The sequence below is a fragment of the Streptomyces sp. NPDC001381 genome (genome assembly GCF_042895685.1).
Lineage (GTDB): Bacteria > Actinomycetota > Actinomycetes > Streptomycetales > Streptomycetaceae > Streptomyces.
The window spans coordinates 1,282,197-1,300,471 of the sequence record NZ_JBIAWO010000001.1 but is presented as its reverse complement, the minus strand read 5'-3'; the positions used below and the strand labels follow the sequence as shown (position 1 = coordinate 1,300,471).

15 protein-coding genes and 1 pseudogene are annotated in these 18,275 nt (G+C 70.6%); 4 read left to right on the top strand and 12 right to left on the bottom strand.

Annotated elements, in window-relative coordinates:
• Positions 1 to 9 precede the first annotated feature (9 nt).
• From ACFY2L_RS05760 to ACFY2L_RS05750, 3 genes are all read right to left on the bottom strand, one after another.
• The gene (locus ACFY2L_RS05760) at positions 10 to 1,680 is read right to left on the bottom strand and encodes a DUF6895 family protein (protein ID WP_390821574.1); all 1,671 of its coding nucleotides are present in this window, start codon (positions 1,678 to 1,680) and stop codon (positions 10 to 12) included.
• A gap of 34 nt (positions 1,681 to 1,714) precedes the next feature.
• Positions 1,715 to 1,921, bottom strand: a complete 207-nt coding sequence (locus tag ACFY2L_RS05755) for a hypothetical protein (protein ID WP_390660046.1) — start codon at positions 1,919 to 1,921, stop codon at positions 1,715 to 1,717.
• A 164-nt stretch (positions 1,922 to 2,085) separates the two neighbouring features.
• The gene (locus ACFY2L_RS05750; RefSeq protein WP_390821573.1) at positions 2,086 to 2,286 is read right to left on the bottom strand and encodes a hypothetical protein; all 201 of its coding nucleotides are present in this window, start codon (positions 2,284 to 2,286) and stop codon (positions 2,086 to 2,088) included.
• A gap of 113 nt (positions 2,287 to 2,399) precedes the next feature.
• Here ACFY2L_RS05750 and ACFY2L_RS05745 point away from each other — a divergent pair.
• Positions 2,400 to 2,444: pseudogene (locus tag ACFY2L_RS05745) on the top strand (hypothetical protein); the annotation flags it as partial.
• A 308-nt stretch (positions 2,445 to 2,752) separates the two neighbouring features.
• Here ACFY2L_RS05745 and rbsD read toward each other — a convergent pair.
• The 5 genes from rbsD to ACFY2L_RS05720 form a co-directional block, all read right to left on the bottom strand.
• A complete protein-coding gene (gene rbsD / locus ACFY2L_RS05740; RefSeq protein WP_390660043.1) occupies positions 2,753 to 3,142 on the bottom strand; it encodes a D-ribose pyranase in 390 nt (129 codons plus the stop codon).
• Positions 3,139 to 4,113 (bottom strand): ribokinase, encoded by a 975-nt coding sequence (locus ACFY2L_RS05735; RefSeq protein WP_390821572.1) that lies wholly within the window; start codon positions 4,111 to 4,113, stop codon positions 3,139 to 3,141. The genes rbsD and ACFY2L_RS05735 overlap by 4 nt, the downstream gene beginning before the upstream one ends.
• 105 nt (positions 4,114 to 4,218) lie before the next feature.
• On the bottom strand, positions 4,219 to 6,171 hold the full coding sequence (locus tag ACFY2L_RS05730; protein WP_390821571.1) for a substrate-binding domain-containing protein: 1,953 nt from the start codon (positions 6,169 to 6,171) through the stop codon (positions 4,219 to 4,221).
• Positions 6,161 to 7,702, bottom strand: a complete 1,542-nt coding sequence (locus tag ACFY2L_RS05725; protein WP_390821570.1) for a sugar ABC transporter ATP-binding protein — start codon at positions 7,700 to 7,702, stop codon at positions 6,161 to 6,163. The genes ACFY2L_RS05730 and ACFY2L_RS05725 overlap by 11 nt, the downstream gene beginning before the upstream one ends.
• Entirely contained in the window at positions 7,699 to 8,733 is a 1,035-nt protein-coding gene (locus ACFY2L_RS05720) for a LacI family DNA-binding transcriptional regulator (protein WP_390660039.1), read from the bottom strand. The genes ACFY2L_RS05725 and ACFY2L_RS05720 overlap by 4 nt, the downstream gene beginning before the upstream one ends.
• A gap of 212 nt (positions 8,734 to 8,945) precedes the next feature.
• On the opposite strand from ACFY2L_RS05720, the gene ACFY2L_RS05715 reads away from it, so the two are divergent.
• From ACFY2L_RS05715 to ACFY2L_RS05705, 3 genes are all read left to right on the top strand, one after another.
• Positions 8,946 to 9,269, top strand: coding sequence for a hypothetical protein (locus ACFY2L_RS05715; protein ID WP_390660038.1), 324 nt, complete (start codon positions 8,946 to 8,948; stop codon positions 9,267 to 9,269).
• Between the two features lie 91 nt (positions 9,270 to 9,360).
• Positions 9,361 to 11,616, top strand: a complete 2,256-nt coding sequence (locus ACFY2L_RS05710; protein ID WP_390660037.1) for an ATP-dependent RecD-like DNA helicase — start codon at positions 9,361 to 9,363, stop codon at positions 11,614 to 11,616.
• Positions 11,617 to 11,847: 231 nt separating this feature from the next.
• Positions 11,848 to 13,137: a citrate synthase gene (locus ACFY2L_RS05705; RefSeq protein WP_390660036.1), complete on the top strand. Its 1,290-nt coding sequence runs from the start codon at positions 11,848 to 11,850 to the stop codon at positions 13,135 to 13,137.
• A gap of 624 nt (positions 13,138 to 13,761) precedes the next feature.
• On the opposite strand, the gene ACFY2L_RS05700 is transcribed toward ACFY2L_RS05705, so the two are convergent.
• The 4 genes from ACFY2L_RS05700 to ACFY2L_RS05685 all read right to left on the bottom strand — a co-directional run bounded on the left by ACFY2L_RS05700 (position 13,762) and on the right by ACFY2L_RS05685 (position 18,159).
• A complete protein-coding gene (locus tag ACFY2L_RS05700; RefSeq protein WP_390821569.1) occupies positions 13,762 to 16,005 on the bottom strand; it encodes a heavy metal translocating P-type ATPase in 2,244 nt (747 codons plus the stop codon).
• Between the two features lie 19 nt (positions 16,006 to 16,024).
• Positions 16,025 to 16,264 carry a heavy-metal-associated domain-containing protein gene (locus ACFY2L_RS05695; protein ID WP_390660034.1) on the bottom strand — a complete coding sequence of 80 codons (240 nt, stop codon included), beginning with the start codon at positions 16,262 to 16,264 and terminating at the stop codon, positions 16,025 to 16,027.
• Between the two features lie 72 nt (positions 16,265 to 16,336).
• A complete protein-coding gene (locus ACFY2L_RS05690; protein WP_390821568.1) occupies positions 16,337 to 17,287 on the bottom strand; it encodes a PrsW family glutamic-type intramembrane protease in 951 nt (316 codons plus the stop codon).
• 212 nt (positions 17,288 to 17,499) lie between these two features.
• Positions 17,500 to 18,159, bottom strand: a complete 660-nt coding sequence (locus ACFY2L_RS05685; RefSeq protein WP_390821567.1) for a TetR/AcrR family transcriptional regulator — start codon at positions 18,157 to 18,159, stop codon at positions 17,500 to 17,502.
• Positions 18,160 to 18,275: the final 116 nt, after the last annotated feature.

The following is an 18,275-nucleotide window of genomic DNA, read 5'->3' as shown; positions in this document are numbered from 1 at the left end:
AGACAGCACTCACCGATGCAGGGCTGGAGGATCTGCGGCGGCGGCGAGGGCTGTTACTGCGCTTCGGCTCCAGGCGTACCGGGCTTGGTCGCGTGTCGTCCGGTCGTCGCAGGCGGGGTATCCGAACGCCCCTGTCGTGTGCTGCTGGGCGATGAGGAAGGAGACGGCGTCCCGGGTGATGCGGTGACGACCCCATCCGTCTCGGGCAAGGGTGCGGATGGTGGCTGCGATCTGGCCGAGGTGGTAGGTCTTTCTCGCTTCGCACAGGGAGACAGCGGCCTGGAGCGGGTAGCCGTGTCGTTCGTGCGGCACGGTCTGGCGAGGGATGGCGGCGGCCGACGGGCTGAGGAAGCCGAGGCTGATCAGCCGGTGCACATTGTCCGAGACATCGGCTGGGATTCTGTCGAGTGAGCTGACCACGTCGGCTGTGGCTTTGAGGAAGTGTTCCAGGGAGGGACAACCGACGCCCGCCGCGCGGAGGGCCAAGGCGAACTCTCCCGCGACTTCCATGCCCTGTTCCTGCCAGAAGGCAGGGGGCCAGTCGGTGACGCTCGCTGCGTAGTGCTCGAGCGCAGGCCGGACGACGTGGTGTTCGCGGATCGCGGCGGCCCCGACAGCGGCGGCCGTGATTCCGGCCAGCCCCAGGCGTGCGTCCTTCCTCATGCTTTCGTCGCACAGCCACAGAACAGCGCGCCTGAGGGGCACCGTCAGGGAGACATCCGCAGGTGGCAGGTCAGGGCGAGGCCTGTCGAGGCGTCGGGGGCTTCGCCCGAGAAGGCCGGCCAGGGCGGCGACGACGGTGGTGTGGTATCCCTCTGCCCAGTGGCGGAAGTCGTCGTCGTCACTGTCCAGTCCGGGGTGGAGGATCCCCTCGGGCCCGTTCACGCGCCCGTTGTCCTCCTGGACGGATTCCAGGAACTCCCAGGCCCGGTGTGCCGCTTGCGATTCGGTGATGCCGAGGCAGTACAGGCAGCACAACAGCTCCCCGACCAAGTCGGCGTTCGCATGTGCCTCGGCCAGGGCGAGGAGTGCTTCGAGGAGTTCGACGGCCTCGCCAGGGTTGTAGCCGCGGGGCCATACAGGCTCACGCATGCCGAAGTCCGTGACGTAGAACAGCGTGTGAGTGATGGCGTAGACGTCACGGTCGGCCAGTTTGAGGACATTCGGACGCCGGCACAGAATGCTGAACGGCAGAACCGTGTCCAAGGCGGACAGATCGTGTTCGATCCCGCACAGGTACAGGGTGTGCAGCAGATCCAGTTGCCGATAGGGAACTCGCTCGAACGCCGCCGCGTACCCGCCGCTCGTGGCCTGCTGGATGAGGTGCCGGAATTCCAGGTCCTCACGGCCACAGAGCCGCAGTGCGGCGTACGTCCCCGCATACAGCAGGAGGGCTTTTTCGTCCCGCGCGACCATTTCTCGGTAAGAGGGTTGCCGCGCGACGTCCTGAACCTGTTCAAGAATTTCCGCATAGTCACCGGAAAGAGGTGTGCCGTCGAGGCGGGCACGCAACCCCACCAAAAAGGCCGTCTCGATCAGAGCTTTGCGGGTGAACAGTACCGTTCCCGGCTGGGCGTTGCGTGGGTCCAGCATGGCCCGGCGCGCAGCGAGCCAGGCAACAGCCCGGTCCTCCACCGCGCGCCTTCGAGATGACCGGACGCCGGGTTCTCCTTCTTCCACCGTGTTCCTCCCGGCAGTCACCTTGTTCAGCAGGTCAGACGTCTGCAGGCGCTGCGACGTCGGCTACGTCGCTGGCGACGACCAGCACGTAGCGTTCCCAGGCCAGTACGTAGCCTGCGACATCGTCCAGCTGGCTGACCTGACCGACGACACGCTCCAGGGGCATGCTGAGATCGACCAGACCACTGGATCTGAGGAAATCCAGTGCTTTGCGCGCGTCGATCGGCGGTGGAGAGGACATGGCGAACCTCCTGTTCGGAGTCCAGTATTTTCCCCTCTACTGTCGTCCCATTCTCCATGGCAATGGAATACGCGGACCGTAACTCATACAGTCACACTCAAATGTCTGAGGGGCCCTGACCGCCGTGACACCTCCGGAGCCCGGCGGTCGGTGGGCCCTCTGTGTCACCGCTCTCCGTCCGCCGCCATGATGCCGACGCACTCCTCGAGCGCCGCGTGCAACGCCGGTACGAAGGCGGCGAGTTCGGTGTCCGAGGATCTGCCTCCCTCCAGGACGACGCCGACGACCGTCACGAGGACGGCGGCGGCCTTCAGGGCGTGCGCGTCGGCCAGCTCCTCGAGGAGACCGCCGGGCCGTGCGTCCACGAACGCCTCTTCGCCGGTGACGGGGTCGACACCGACGCTGCGGAATCTCCTGACGCCGGAAGACTCGTTCCGGCGCGTACCCTCCGGGCACCCGGCTGCCTGGCGAACTGACCATGACGCACGAGTACAAAGTCGGTCCGGGCACAGTCCGCCGTGCCTTGGACATCCTTCGGGACCGGGGGCTGGTGGTGACCGTGAGGGCACGGGGATCGTTCGTCTCCGACCCCCTGCCGCCCGCCCCCGAGGCCGAGGCCGCCGTGCCCTCCGCCTAGGAGAGGACCGCCCCGCCGGCGACCGGAAAAATCTTCGGACGCCGCGCAACCCTCCCCACCCCCCGCGTGTCTCACATGGCGTCAGGACTTCTGGAGGGGGATCTGGGGGGATCACGGGGGTTCTGATGGAGGGGGTGAGCCGAGGGGCCTGGTCGACGGACCGGGCCCCTCGAAGTATGCCGACGGGTGAGCGGTCAGAAGAACACGCCGCAGCGGAGCAGCACGTTCGCGTACGGGCGCGCCTCTCCCGTCCGGACCACCAGCCGCGCCCCCGCCGACAGTTCCTTCAGCCGCTCGTGGGAGACGTAGACCAGCTCGCTGAAGTGGCCCGCCAGCAGCCCCGCCGCCCCGGGGTTCGCCTCCCGTACCTCCGAGGCCGCCGTGGCGCCCTCCACGACCAGTTCCTCCAGCAGGCCCTCCACCACCTCCGCGAACGACGGCACCCCCGCCCTGAACGCGAGGTCGACCACCCGCGGGCCGTGCGGGATCGGCATGCCGGCGTCGCACACCAGCACCCCGTCCCCGTGGCCCAGTTCGGCCAGCGCCCCGGAGAGATGACGGTTGAGGATCCCGGCCTTCTTCACAGGGCCTCGCCTCGCAGGGGCACTCCGGCCGCGCCGCCCGGTCCGCTCTCCCCGCCGGCCCGGTGCAGCGCCTCGACCTCCTCCGCCGTCGGGAACGACTCCTGCGCGCCGGGCCGGGTCACCGCCACCGCGCCGACCCGCGCCGCGTACGCCGCCGCCTCGGCCAGGGAGGCACCCGTGCCCAGCTTCCACGCAAGCGCCGCGGTGAAGGAGTCGCCCGCGCCCGTCGTGTCCACGGCGTCCACCTTCACCGACGGCACGCGCTCCACACCGCCCTCCGCCGACGCCACCAGCGCGCCCTCCGCGCCCAGCGTCACCACCACCGACCGCGGCCCCTTCGCGAGCAGGATCCGCGCCCAGTCCTCGGGCCCGGACGCCGTGTCGTAGGCCTCGCCCAGCAGCACCTTGGCCTCGTGCTCGTTGACGATCAGCGGGTCGCAGGCCGCGAGCAGTACGGCGGGCAGCGGGCGCGGCGGGGAGGGGTTCAGTACGAAACGGCTGTCCGGCGCCAGGCTCGCCGCCACCGCCACGACCGTCTCCAGCGGGATCTCCAGCTGCGCCGACACCACCCGGGAGGTCTGGAAGAGGCAGGCGGCCGCCCGCACGTCCTCCGGCGTCAGCCGCCCGTTCGCGCCCGGTGACACCACGATGCTGTTGTCGCCCGACGGGTCCACGGTGATCAGCGCGACCCCCGTCGGCGCACCGCCCACCAGCACGCCCACCGTGTCGACCCCGGCCGCCCGCTGCGAGTCGAGCAGCAGCCGGCCGTACGCGTCGTCGCCGACCCGGGCCAGCAGGGCCGTACGGGCGCCGAGGCGGGCGGCCGCGACGGCCTGGTTCGCGCCCTTGCCGCCGGGGTGGACGGCCAGGTCGGAACCGAGGACCGTCTCGCCGGCCGCGGGCCTGCGCTCGACGCCGATCACCAGGTCGGCGTTGGCCGACCCTACGACCAGGAGGTCGTAGTCGTACATGAGAGAACTCCCCTGCTATGTGACGTGAGACGGGGCGGTCCCCACCGGGCGGGGCCCCACCGCAGTGAGGCCCCGCCGGGGCGACCGCCCGCTCTCGCGCCGTTGTCAGCCGCTGAAGCCGGCCACGTTCTCCTTCGTGACCACCTTCACCGGCACCTTCACCGTCTCCTCGACCTTCTTGCCCTGCAGCGCCCTGAGCGCGTTGTCCACGGCGATCCTGCCCAGCTCGGACGGCTGCTGCGCCACGGACGCGTACAGCGTGCCCTGTTCAACGGCCGTGAGGCCGTCGGGGGTACCGTCGAAGCCGACGACCTGGACGGACCTGCCGGCCTTGGCGCCCAGCGCCTTGATCGCGCCGAGCGCCATCTCGTCGTTGGCGGCGATGACGCCCTGGACGTCCGGATGGGCCTGGAGCAGGTTCGACATCACGTCGAGGCCCTTGGTGCGGTCGAAGTCGGCGGGCTGCTGGGCCAGCACCTGGATGCCGGGGTAGGCCTTGAGTCCCTTGGCGAAACCTTCCGCCCGCTCCCGGGCGGCGGAGGTGCCGGCCTGGCCCTGCAGGATCACGATCTTGCCGGTGCCGCCCAGCTTCTCGGCGACCGTCTTCGCGGCCAGCTCACCGCCGGCCACGTTGTCGGAGGCGACCAGCGCGTCCACGGTGGCCTTGTTGACGCCCCGGTCCACCGCGATGACCGGGATCTCCGCCTTCCCGGCGGCCTTGACGGAGTTGCCGGCCGCGTCCGAGTCGACCGGGTTCACGATGATCGAGTCGAAGCCGGAACTGGTGAAGTTCTGCAGCTGGTTGGCCTGCTGCGAGGCGTCGTTCTGCGCGTCCGTGACCGTCAGGTCCACGCCCAGCTTCTTCGCCTCGGCCCTGGCACCCGCCTGGATCTGCACGAAGAACGGGTTGTTGAGGGTGGACAGGGCGAGGCCGACCTTCGGGTCGGCCGCCGGGGAGCTGCCGCCGTGCAGGAAGGAGGTCGCGCCGACGATCGCCACGGTCACCACGGCCGCGAGACCGTACGTCGCGGCCTGCCGGCCCTTGCCCCCGCCGAGTCCGGCACCGGCCGCCGCCGGGGTCGCCCCGGCCTTGCGGCGGACCGTGTCCAGGAGCACCGCCAGCGCGATGACGACACCGATGACGACCTGCTGCCAGAAGGCGGAGACGTTCAGCAGGTTGAGCCCGTTGCGCAGCACCGCCAGGATCAGCGCGCCGACCAGGGTGCCCGAGGCCTTGCCCGTGCCGCCCGCGAGGGAGGCGCCGCCGATGACGACCGCGGCGATCGCGTCCAGCTCGTAGCCGTCGGCGGCCTGCGGCTGCGCGGAGGACAGCCGGGCGGCGAGCACGACGCCGGCGGCGGCCGCGAACACACCGGACAGGGCGTAGATCGCGAGCTTCTGCCTCTTCACCCGCAGCCCGGACAGCCGGGCCGCCTCCTCGTTGCCGCCGATGGCGTACATCGAGCGGCCGATGTACGTCCGGCCGAGCACGAACGCCGCGACGAGCCCCATGACGACCATGACCAGCACCGGCACCGGCAGCCAGCCGCCGAGGGTGTCCCCGAGGTGCGAGACCGAGCCGGGGAAGGCGATCGGGGAGCCCTCGGAGATCACCAGCGACAGACCGCGGGCCACCGACAGCATCGCGAGCGTCGCGATGAACGGCGGCAGCTTGCCGTAGGCGATGAGGAAACCGTTCACCAGCCCGGCGGCGATGCCGGTGCCGACGGCGAGGACCACGGCCAGGGCGACCGGTACGCCGTGCTGGGTGGCGCTCCACGCCAGCACGGTGGCCGACAGCGCGGCCACGGAACCGACCGACAGGTCGATGCCCGCCGAGACGATCACGAAGGTCACGCCGAAGGCGAGGATGGCGGTCACGGCCGCCTGGACACCCACGTTCAGCAGGTTGTCCGTGGTCAGGAAGTCGCCCGACAGCGCCGACATGGCGACGACGAGGACGATCAGCGCGGTGAGCGCGCCGTTGTCGAGGAGCAGACGGCGGACCGCCGCGGCGCCACCGGCGCCCGTGGTGCTCTTGAGCGTGTCAGCGGCCACGGCCGGCCTCCACTTCAGTGGTCGTAGGGGTGGTGGGAGTGGTGGGGGTGCTGACGGCGAGGGCCATCACCGCGTCCTGGGTGGCTTCCTCCGCCGGGAGTTCACCGGCGATCCGGCCCTGGGCCATCACCAGCACCCGGTCGCTCATGCCGAGCACCTCGGGAAGGTCGCTGGAGATCATCAGGACGGCGGCTCCGGCGGCCGTCAGCTCGTTGACGAGCTGGTAGATCTCGACCTTGGCGCCGACGTCGATGCCGCGCGTGGGCTCGTCGAGGATCAGCACCTTGGTGTCGGCGAGCAGCCACTTGCCGATGACGACCTTCTGCTGGTTGCCGCCGGACAGCGTGCGCACGTGCTGGTGGAGTCCGGCCATCCGTACCCCGAGCTGCCCGGCGATCCGGGCGGCCGCCTCGCGCTGGGCCTTCAGGTCCACCAGCCCGCCGCGGGTCGCGGCCCGCATGGTCACCAGGCCGAGGTTCTCCTCGACCGACTGGTCGAGCACCAGCCCCTGACCCTTGCGGTCCTCGGGCACCAGGCCGATGCCCGCGGTCATCGCGGCGTTGACGTCGGACCCGGGGACGGGGACGCCGGAGACCTTCACGGCCCCCTGGTCGTAGGGGTCCGCCCCGAAGACCGCCCGGACGACCTCCGTACGACCGGCGCCGACGAGCCCGGCGACGCCGACGACCTCACCGGCGTGCACCTCGAAACTGACGTCGTGGAAGACGCCGTCGCGGGTGAGCCCCTCGACGGACAGCAGGGCGGCGCCCCTGGCGGCGCGCTCGCGCGGGTACTGCTGCTCGATGGAACGGCCCACCATGAGGCGTACGAGCTCGTCCTCGGGCGTGGAAGCGGGGACCTGGCCCACCGACCTGCCGTCACGGATGACCGTGACCCGGTCGCCGAGGGCGGCGATCTCCTCCAGGTGGTGCGTGATGAAGACGATCCCCACGCCGTCCTCGCGCAGCCTGCGCACGATGGCGAAGAGCTTGTCGACCTCCTCGGAGGTCAGCACGGCGGTCGGCTCGTCCATGATCAGCACACGCGCGTCCAGGCTCAGCGCCTTGGCGATCTCGACCATCTGCAGCCGCGCGATGCCGAGTTCACGCACGCGCGCGCGGGGCGACACGTTCACCCCGACCCGCTCCAGCAGGACGGCCGCGTCGGCCTCCATCTTCTTGCGGTCGATCATCCCGAAGCGGCGTGGCTGCCGCCCGAGGAAGATGTTCTCGGCGACCGTCAGATCGGGGACGAGGTTGAACTCCTGGTAGATGGTGGCGATCCCGAGGCGCTCGGAGTCCTGTGCGCCGTGGATGCGCACCTCCTCGCCGCCCGCCAGGATCCGCCCGGCGTCGGGGCGGTAGGCGCCGGAGAGCATCTTGATGAGGGTGCTCTTGCCCGCGCCGTTCTCACCGAGCAGCACATGCACCTCGCCCCGGCGCAGGTCGAAGTCGACGCCGTCGAGCGCGACCACCCCGGGGAAGGTCTTGCGTATGCCTTCGATGCGCAGCAACTCGTCCGCGTTGCTCACGTCTGGCTCCTGTTCGTTGCGGGTGACTGCGAGGACGCCGGCGACTCGCCGCAGGACCGGCGTACGACGAGACGGGCGGCGAGGGTGACGGACTGCGGGGGCCGTCCCTCGATGCGGTCGACCAGGGCCCGTACGGCGGCCCGGCCCAGCTCGCCCGTGGGCTGGGCGATCGCGGTGATCGGCGGATCGGTGTGCACGAACCAGCGGATGTCGTCGAACGCGGCCAGCGCGATGTCGTCGGGCACCCGCAGGCCACGCGCGCGTACGGCGTCCAGCGCGCCGAGCGCCATCAGGTTGTCGGCGGCGAAGACGGCCTCGGGCGGCTCGGGCAGGTCGAGGAAGCCGTCGGTGACCCGGAGCCCGCTCTCGGCCTGGAAGTCGCCCTGGCCGATGTAGGCGTCGGGCAGGGGAAGGCCGTACTCGGCCAGGGCGGCCCGGAAGGCCTCGACGCGCTCGCTGCCGGTGGTGGTGGCGGCCGGGCCCGCGATGATGGCGAGCCTGCGGTGCCCCAGCCCGTGCAGATGCGCGACGAGGTCCCGGATCGCCGCCCGCCCGTCGGCGCGCACCACCGGCACGTCGACACCCGGGATCCACCGGTCGACGAACACCATGGGCGTGCCCGCGCGCGCGGCGTCGAGCATCAGCGGCGAGCCGCCGTCGGTGGGGGAGACGAGCAGGCCGTCGATCCGGCGGTCCAGCAGGGTCCGTACGTGGTGGTCCTGGAGGTCGGGCCGTTCGTCGGCGTTGCCGATGATCACGCTGTAGCCGAGCGCGCGGGCCTCCTCCTCCACGGAGCGGGCCAGCTCGGTGAAGTACGGGTTCATGACGTCGCTGATGACCAGGCCGAGGGTGCGGGTCTGGTCGGTGCGCAGCGACCGGGCGACGGCGTTCGGGCGGTAGCCCAGCGTCTCGACGGCGGCCAGCACGCGGGTGCGTGCGTCCTCGCTGACCGACGGATGGTCGTTCAGGACGCGTGACACCGTGGCGACGGAGACCCCCGCCTCGGCAGCGACGTCCTTGATGCTCGCCATCGCCGCTCCACCTCCTCGTGGATTCGGTTCATGAACGGCGTGGAATCGATTACATCCACGCGCCAGGAAGGATTGGAATCGATTACACGGGGGTGAATCAAGACTCCGGAGTGGCCGAAACCGGATCGTGATGAATCGCGGGGGGAAGCGATCTAGGCTGCCTCCGACCGTGCGGGTGGCATGCCCGCGCCAAACAAACAGGGGAGAGCGTCATGCGCGCAGATCGGATTCTCGGTGCGGCCCTGGGGGCCGCCGCCCTCGTCGGGACCTCGTTCGTCGTCGCCACTCCGGCGGCCGCGGCCGGCTGTACGGCGAAGGCCCTGGAAACCGTGATCATCCGTTCCACGACGAGCACCGGCGGCACCGCCCTCGCCCAGCTCAACAGGGGCCAGAGCGCGTCGGCGTCCTGCACGATGTACTACGGCACCTCCTCGTACGAGAAGTGCGACATCGTCAGCAAGCGCTGGGTGAAGGTCACCAGGAGCGGCGTCACCGGCTATGTGGTCGGCACCTGTGTGACGGTCACGGAGAACTGACCCGGAATCGCGGCGCCGGACCCTCCGGCACCGGCAGGACCGACCGGACCGGCCGGGCGGCTCTGTCGGTGCCGGGCGGTACCGTCGGATCATGACCGATCAGGCGGGGGCCTCCCAGGCGGGAGAGCGGCGACTTGCCACCCTGGAAGGCGTGCTCGAACGCATCACGTACGCGAACGAGGAGAACGGCTACACGGTCGCCCGCGTCGACACCGGCAGAGGCGCCTCAGACCTGCTGACGGTCGTCGGCGCGCTGCTCGGCGCCCAGGTCGGCGAGTCGCTGCGCATGGAGGGCCGCTGGGGCTCCCACCCCCAGTACGGCAAGCAGTTCACCGTCGAGAACTACACGACGGTGCTGCCCGCCACGGTCCAGGGCATCCGCCGCTACCTGGGATCCGGCCTGGTCAAGGGCATCGGCCCGGTCTTCGCCGACCGCATCACCCAGCACTTCGGCGTCGACACCCTGAGGATCATCGAGGAGGAGCCGAAGCGCCTCGTCGAGGTGCCCGGGCTCGGCCCGAAGCGCACGAAGAAGATCGCCGACGCCTGGGAGGAGCAGAAGGCGATCAAGGAGGTCATGCTCTTCCTCCAGACCGTCGAGGTGTCCACCTCCATCGCCGTGCGCATCTACAAGAAGTACGGTGACGCCTCCATCTCCGTCGTGAAGAACCAGCCCTACCGGCTGGCCGCCGACGTCTGGGGCATCGGCTTCCTCACCGCCGACCGGATCGCCCGGTCCGTCGGCATCCCGCACGACAGCCCGGAGCGCGTCAAAGCGGGCCTGCAGTACGCGCTGTCCCAGTCCACCGACCAGGGCCACTGCTATCTGCCCGAGGAGCGGCTGATCGCCGACGCGGTGAAGCTGCTGCAGGTCGACACGGGCCTGGTCATCGAGTGCCTCGCCGAACTCGCGGCGCCCCCGGAGGAGGGCGAGGACCCCGGCGTCGTACGGGAGAAGGTCCCCGGCCCGGACGGCGGGGACCCCGTGACGGCCGTCTACCTCGTCCCCTTCCACCGCGCCGAACTGTCCCTCTCCGCACAGGTGTTGCGCCTGCTGCGCACCGAGGAGGACCGGATGCCGGGCTTCCGCGAGGTGGCCTGGGACAAGGCGCTGGGCTGGCTCCGGCAGCGCACCGGCGCCGACCTCGCCCCCGAGCAGGAGGCCGCCGTCCGGCTCGCGCTCACCGAGAAGGTCGCCGTCCTCACCGGCGGCCCCGGCTGCGGCAAGTCCTTCACGGTGCGCTCGATCGTGGAGCTGGCCCGCGCCAAGAAGGCCAAGGTGGTGCTGGCCGCTCCCACCGGCCGCGCCGCCAAGCGCCTGGCCGAGCTGACCGGGGCCGAGGCCTCCACCGTCCACCGGCTGCTGGAGCTCAAGCCCGGCGGTGACGCGGCCTACGACCGGGACCGCCCGCTGGACGCCGACCTGGTGGTCGTCGACGAGGCCTCGATGCTGGACCTGCTCCTCGCCAACAAGCTGGTGAAGGCCGTACCGCCGGGCGCCCACCTGCTCTTCGTCGGGGACGTCGACCAGCTCCCCAGCGTCGGCGCGGGCGAGGTGCTGCGCGATCTGCTCGCCGACGGCGGCCCGGTCCCCGCCGTCCGCCTCACGCGCGTGTTCCGCCAGGCCCAGCAGTCCGGCGTGGTGACGAACGCGCACCGGATCAACGCCGGACAGCATCCGGTCACCGACGGCATGAAGGACTTCTTCCTCTTCGTCGAGGACGACACGGAGGAGGCCGGCCGGCTCACCGTGGACGTCGCCGCCCGCCGCGTCCCCGCCCGCTTCGGCCTCGACCCGCGCCGCGACGTCCAGGTGCTCGCCCCCATGCACCGCGGCCCGGCCGGGGCCGGCACGCTCAACGGGCTGCTCCAGCAGGCCATCACCCCGGGCCGCCCCGACCTGCCCGAGAAGCGGTTCGGCGGTCGGGTCTTCCGCGTCGGCGACAAGGTCACCCAGATCCGCAACAATTACGAGAAGGGGAAGAACGGTGTCTTCAACGGCACCGTGGGCGTGGTCACCTCGCTCGATCCGGTGGACCAGCGCCTCACGGTGCTGACGGACGAGGACGAGGAGGTGCCGTACGAGTTCGACGAACTGGACGAACTGGCGCACGCGTACGCGGTGACCATCCACCGTTCACAGGGAAGTGAATATCCCGCCGTGGTGATCCCCGTCACCACGGGAGCATGGATGATGCTCCAGCGGAACCTTTTGTATACGGCCGTCACCCGCGCCAAGCAGTTGGTCGTCCTCGTCGGCTCGCGCAAGGCGATCGGTCAGGCGGTGCGCACGGTCTCGGCCGGCCGCCGCTGCACGGCCCTAGACTTCCGGCTCGCGGGCCGCTGACCGCCCCGTTCCCGGCCGGGTCGTAAAAAATGATCGATCAAATGAGTCACGAAGGTCACAGAGCACTTCCCCAACCGTGATGAAGACGGCAGGATGAGCAAGTTGGCGGCACTGAGTGCCGCCGATAAGCCCAATGGTCGACCCCGAGTGCACTCTCCTGCGCCAAATGGGGGATGGTAGAGACAGTCAGGGCAACCTCGAAGAAGAGGCACAACGTCGGTGAGGGATGACGTGAGCGACAACTCTGTAGTACTGCGGTACGGCGACGGCGAGTACACCTACCCGGTGATCGACAGCACCGTCGGCGACAAGGGCTTCGACATCGGGAAGCTCCGCGCCCAGACCGGTCTGGTGACCCTGGACAGCGGCTACGGCAACACCGCCGCCTATAAATCCGCCATCACCTACCTTGACGGCGAGCAGGGCATCCTCCGGTACCGCGGCTACCCGATCGAGCAGCTCGCGGAGCGGTCGACCTTCCTCGAGGTCGCCTACCTGCTGATCAACGGCGAGCTGCCGACGGTCGACGAGCTGAGCGTCTTCAAGAACGACATCACACAGCACACCCTGCTGCACGAGGACGTCAAGAACTTCTACAAGGGCTTCCCGCGCGACGCCCACCCGATGGCCATGCTGTCGTCGGTCGTCTCGGCGCTGTCCACCTTCTACCAGGACAGCCACAACCCGTTCGACGAGAAGCAGCGCAACCTCTCCACGATCCGGCTGCTCGCCAAGCTCCCGACGATCGCCGCGTACGCGTACAAGAAGTCGATCGGTCACCCGTTCGTCTACCCGCGCAACGACCTCGGCTACGTCGAGAACTTCCTGCGCATGACCTTCTCGGTCCCCGCCCAGGAGTACGAGCTCGACCCGGTCGTCGTCTCCGCGCTCGACAAGCTGCTCATCCTGCACGCGGACCACGAGCAGAACTGTTCGACGTCCACGGTCCGCCTCGTCGGCTCCTCCCAGGCGAACATGTTCGCCTCGATCTCGGCCGGCATCAACGCCCTGTGGGGCCCGCTGCACGGCGGCGCCAACCAGTCCGTCCTGGAGATGCTCGAGGGCATCCAGGCCAACGGCGGCGACGTGGACTCCTTCATCCGCAAGGTGAAGAACAAGGAGGACGGCGTCCGCCTGATGGGCTTCGGCCACCGGGTGTACAAGTCCTTCGACCCCCGCGCCAAGATCATCAAGGCGGCGGCGCACGACGTCCTCTCGGCCCTCGGCAAGTCCGACGAGCTGCTGGACATCGCCCTGAAGCTGGAGGAGCACGCGCTCTCCGACGACTACTTCGTCTCGCGCAACCTCTACCCGAACGTGGACTTCTACACCGGCCTGATCTACCGGGCCATGGGCTTCCCGACCGAGATGTTCACGGTCCTGTTCGCCCTCGGCCGCCTGCCGGGCTGGATCGCCCAGTGGCACGAGATGATCAAGGAGCCGGGTTCCCGCATCGGCCGCCCGCGCCAGATCTACACGGGCGTGGTCCTGCGCGACTTCGTTCCGGTCGAGGAGCGCTGACACCTGCCGGTGGGGCGCCGGGTGGCTGGTGCCGGTCCGTTGCGGCCGGTCGCACAGTTCCCCGCGCCCCTTGGTCGGCTGCGCCGAGCCGGCTGGAGAAGCTGGGCACAAAGCGGAAGGCGCCCTGACGTCAGTCCCCCCACGGGCCGACGACCAGGGCGCCTTCCCATGTCCCGGTGCGGATTCCCCCCACGGGATCCGGCCGGGCGTTTGTGAGGACAGCGCCTGAATTCGCTGTGTCGATATGCGGTTGTCGTGCGGGCGGTTGAGCAGAACGAGCAGAACTCGCCGTACTACCGCTGTGTGCGATCTGCCGGGACGCGCACGCAGGGAGGGCCGCTCAAAGCTTCCCGGTGTACGTGCCCCGGCAACGCATCTCTGAGGAAGTCCCCCAAGACATTCCCCAGATGCCGGTCCGCGCCCCCCAAGACGCTTTCCGACACCGTCAACTTAGACCTTCGAACCCCTTCGGTGGTTACGTTGACATCACTGTGATCTGTGTCTCTTGCATATGTCCGTTAGATGCGCAAGAGCCCGGATACGGCGATCGAGGCCCCAGCGTAAGGATGATGCGCGAGCCTTGTGAAGAGCTTATGTGAGGCTCGCGCAGGACTCCAGGGGGTCTCAGTCAAAGGTGCGCAACCTGAGACTGTTCGTCACGACGAACACCGACGAGAAGGCCATCGTCGCCCCCGCGATCATCGGGTTGAGGAGCCCGGCGGCGGCCAGCGGCAGCGCGGCCACGTTGTATCCGAAGGCCCACACCAGGTTGCCCTTGATCGTGGCCAGGGTCCGCCGGGACAGCCGGATGGCGTCCGCGGCGACTCGCAGATCCCCGCGCACCAGCGTCAGATCGCTCGCCTCGATCGCCGCGTCCGTCCCGGTCCCCATGGCCAGCCCCAGGTCGGCCGTGGCGAGTGCGGCCGCGTCGTTCACGCCGTCCCCGACCATGGCGACGACCCGCCCCTCGGCCTGCAACCGCCGTACGACGTCGACCTTGTCCTCGGGCATGACCTCGGCGATCACCTCGTCGATCCCGACCGCCGCCGCCACCGCCTCGGCGACCGCCCGGTTGTCCCCGGTCAGCAGCACCGGCGTGAGTCCCAGGGCACGCAGTTCCCGCACGGCCTCGGCGCTGGTCTCCTTGACCGCGTCGGCGACCGCGAGCACCCCGCGCGCCGCGCCGTCCCACCCGACGACGACAGCCGTACGACCGTCCCGCTCGGCCTTGTCCCTGGCGCGGGCCAGCTCGGCGGGCAGGTCGGCGAAGAGCCGCCCGACGGCCACCTCGCGCCCCTCCACGCGCCCCCGCACGCCCTGCCCCGGCACGTTCTCGAAGTGTTCGGCCGCCGGCAGTTCCCCGGTCCGTTCCTGCGCGCCCGCGGCCACCGCCCGCGCCACCGGATGCTCGGAGGCGTGCTCCAGGGCGCCCGCGAGCCGCAGCAGCTCCGCCTCGTCCGTGCCGTCGGCGACGTACACGTCCTGCAGGGTCATCCGGCCGGTGGTGACCGTGCCCGTCTTGTCGAGGACGACGGTGTCGACGCGGCGGGTGGACTCCAGGACCTCGGGCCCCTTGATGAGGATGCCGAGCTGGGCGCCGCGGCCCGTGCCGACCAGGAGGGCCGTCGGCGTGGCGAGACCCAGCGCGCACGGGCAGGCGATGATCAGTACGGCGACGGCCGCGGTGAACGCGGCGACGGTGTCCCCGGTGGCGCCGAGCCAGCCGCCGAAGGTGGCCGCCGCGATCAGCAGGACGACCGGCACGAACACCCCGGCGATCCGGTCGGCGAGCCTTTGCACCTCGGCCTTGCCGTTCTGCGCGTCCTCGACGAGCCGCGCCATGCGCGCGAGCCGGGTGTCGGCGCCGACCCGGGTGGCCTCGACGACGAGCCGCCCGCCGGCGTTGACGGTCGCGCCGGTGACGGTGTTGCCCGGTCCGACGTCCACCGGGACGGACTCGCCGGTGAGCATGGACGCGTCGACCGCGGACAGGCCCTCGACGACCGTGCCGTCGGTGGCGATCTTCTCTCCGGGGCGGACGACGAACCGGTCCCCGACCGCCAGCCGGTCGGCCGGGATCCGGGTCTCCCGTCCGTCGCGCAGGACGGCGACGTCCTTGGCGCCCAGTTCCATCAGCGCCCGCAGAGCCGCCCCCGCGCTCCGCTTGGAGCGGGCCTCCAGATAGCGGCCCAGCAGGATGAAGGCGGTGACACCGGCGGCGACCTCCAGATAGATCGTGGAGGCGCCGTCCGTGCGGGAGACGGTGAACTCGAAGGGGTGCCGCATCCCGGGCATGCCCGCGTCACCGAGGAACAGCGCCCACAGCGACCAGCCGAACGCGGCCAGCGTGCCGACCGAGACGAGCGTGTCCATGGTGGCGCTGCCGTGCCGCAGGTTCGTCCAGGCGGCCCGGTGGAAGGGGGCTCCGCCCCAGACGACGACGGGCGCGGCGAGCGTCAGCGAGAGCCACTGCCAGGAGTCGAACTGCAGGGAGGGCACCATCGCGAGCAGGACGACCGGCGCGGAGAGCAGGACGGTGACGAGGAGCCGGTGGCGGAGGGCCGAGAGCTCGGGGTCGCTCTCGTCCGCCGTCCCGGACTCCTCGCGGGGCTCCTCACGGGCGGGTTCCTCGGCCGTGTATCCCGTCTTCACGACCGTCGCGATCAGGTCGGCGACCTCGGTCCCCGCCGGATAGCTGATCTTCGCCTTCTCCGTCGCGTAGTTGACCGTCGCGGTGACGCCGTCCATGCGGTTGAGCTTCTTCTCCACACGGGAGGCGCAGGAGGCACAGGTCATTCCGCCGATGAGCAGTTCGACCTCGGAGGCCGGGGCGGCTATCGGCGCGTCGGTGGCGGTGCTGCTCGTCATGGCCGTGGTGACGGGCGGGTCAGGCCCGGCCGGTCAGCTCGAAGCCGGCCTCGTCGACGGCGGCACGGACGGCCTCGTCGTCGAGGGGAGCGGCGGAGACGACGGTGACCTCGCCGGTGGCGGCGACCGCCTTGACCGAGGTGACGCCGGGGAGCTCGGAGATCTCGCCCGAGACGGCGCCCTCGCAGTGGCCGCAGCTCATGCCGCTCACCGTGTAGACGGTGGTGACGGAGTCCGTGGTGTCGATCTGGGCGGTCATGTCGTTCTCCTCCTGGAGACGGATGGGCCGACGGGGACCAGAGAGGTCTCCCTGTCATCCCAGACTATACCCCTAGGGGGTATTTCTCCAAGCAGGGTCCTGACGGGCCAGCGAGCGCACCCAGGCCGCCCCGGCCAGGGTCACGAGGACCAGCCCGCCGGCCGAGAACAACGCGAACAGGTGCTGCCGGCCCTCGGCCGCCCCCGGCAGGTACCCCTCGGCGAACAGCCGCCCGGCCGGGCCGGCGGCGGTCAGCCGGGCCGTCAGCCAGAGCGCGATCCCGTGGGTGGAGTCCCCCAGGGCGTGCAGCAGCGCCACGCCGGCCCAGGTGCCGACGACGGGCGCGGCGAGCGGGAAGCGCCCGCCGGGGCGGCGGTACTCGAGCAGGACGCCGCCCGCGACCGCCGTCCACAGCCCGTGCCCGAGGGGAGCGAGTACCCCGCGCAGGATCTCGGTCTCCACCAGCGCCCTGAGGCCGACACCGTCCGTCGAGACGGCCGCGTCGAAGGCGTACGCGGCGCTCTCCGGCGCCGCGAAGCCGAAACCCACCGCCGCGCCCAGCACCACTCCGGCCCGCAGCCCCCGCAGCCGGGTCTGCCGGCGCAGCACGAACATCAGCGCGCCGAGCTTCGCGGCCTCCGCGACGAGTGCGGCCCCGACGAACATCCACAGGGACGGACGCAGCAGGTGGTACTCCATCACCGACGCGCCGAGCGCGCCCAGCGTGCCGCCGGCCAGGAAACAGCTCAGGATCACCCCCACGCCCAGGTCGCGGCCGTGCCGCTCGTACGCCCACAGCACGAAGGAGACCGGCACGAGGAAGCCGCCGAGCAGGATCAGGGTCGGCAGCGGGGCGGTGCTCTCCGTGGCGTACGTGACCAGCGCGGTGAGCGCCCACAGCAGCAGCCCGCCGGCCAGGCAGCGCTTCCACAGCCCGGCCGGTGTCCGCGGGGACGACGGAGGCGGCTGCTGCGGTCCGGGGATACGGGCCCGGGGCGCGCCGGGCGGCGGGGAGTGGGTCACGGCGGATCCCCTCGTCGTCAAGGGCTGCTCGGACAGGCCGAGGCGCCCGGAGATTTACGGGCACCTTATGTAGCTACGTCCCGTATCGCAGTCCGGGACGCTCGTCCGGAGGAGCCCGCCGCCGCCGGGGGGGCGGGGCCGAGGGGTGCTTCGGCGTGGTGACGGCCGCCGGGTCGAAGGGCGCTCGCGGGGTCGCGGTGGCCGCGGGGTGCTCAGGAGGTCGCGGTGGCCGCGGGGCTCCTGCCCAGGCGGTCGCCGACCAGCGGCTGCAGATAGCGGATCAGGACGCTCTTCAGCTCCTCGACGTAGGCGGCGCGCTCGGCGCCCTCGTGGGCCAGGATCAGCTCCAGGCCCGCCTTGTACAGGCCGAGACACATGTGCGAGGTGCGCGTCAGGTCGGCGGGTGGCGCGTCGGGCAGGAACGAGGAGAGCAGGCCCTCGATGCGGGAGACCAGCGTCGCGTGCAGCGCCTCGTGGTCCTCGGTGAAGCGGCCCGGCACGTCGGAGCCGTGCATCAGGGCGAAGAACACCGGGTGGTCGCAGTTGAAGGCGATGAACCGGTCGACGGCCGCGCCGACCGCCTCCTCCAGCGAGGTCTCCGGGTCCACCGGGGCGAGCGCCTCGCCGTAGGTCTCGCGCATCCGGTGCATGAGCCGGTCGCCCAGCTCGATGGCGATCGCTTCCTTGTTCGGGAAGAACTGGTACAGCGTGCCCGGTGAGACGCCGGCCTCGCGGGCGATGGCGTTGGTGCTCGCGGCGGTGTAGCCGCTGCTGGTGAAGACGGTGGCCGCGGCCTCCAGCAGCTGTGCGATACGCCGCTCGCCGCGCGCCTGACGGCGGCGCGGCTGCTCCTTCTCCTGGTTCTCGGGCACGCGTCATCCCCAGCTCTTCGAACGCGGTTGACAAACGCGAGAGGTCGCTCGCATTCTGGAACCCAGAAACGCGAGCGCTATCTCGTGTTCGCCATTTTACGGTTTTCACGACTGCT